Source organism: Neisseria sp. P0019.S002 (genome assembly GCF_051957155.1).
GTDB lineage: Bacteria > Pseudomonadota > Gammaproteobacteria > Burkholderiales > Neisseriaceae > Neisseria > Neisseria perflava.
The window spans coordinates 1-431 of sequence record NZ_JBQCWS010000180.1 but is presented as its reverse complement, the minus strand read 5'-3'; the positions used below and the strand labels follow the sequence as shown (position 1 = coordinate 431).

Annotated in this window: 1 pseudogene; it reads right to left on the bottom strand. The window is 41.1% G+C overall.

Annotated features, from left to right (window positions below):
• A pseudogene (locus tag ACTHTY_RS12195) lies at window positions 1-95 on the bottom strand (VIT1/CCC1 transporter family protein); the annotation flags it as partial.
• Between the last annotated feature and the right edge of the window lie 336 nt (window positions 96-431).

Sequence of the window (431 nt, the reverse complement as noted above, 5' to 3'; positions counted from 1 at the left end):
GCAGTAGAAATCAAGCCGTCATTGGCACCCAATACGCTTGCCCGAATCCAGTTGTTGCGGTCGCTGAAATGGCGTTCGCTGTGGTGTGAGTACATATATGCTCCGATAAATTGGCTGTTTCCAGATGATGATAACATTGTATTGTTTTTTTGAAATCAATGTCAGTTTATCCCTTCAAATTAAGCATCCTTAAATCTTTCTGCGGCCATTTCAAACCATAAAAGCCAACACTCCTCTTTAGATTTTTTCAGACGGCCTGACCGCTTTTACAAGTAAATTTATTGTTCCAAGTCATGGCATTATCACAAGGCAGTTTTGTGCTGCTTGGTTTATCCGTTTACCGATGCTATCTTTATGCATCTTTCCACTCCTCAATCCATTGAAAGGATGTATCAGGGACGAAGAAAACAAAACCAACGTAAACGAGCTGC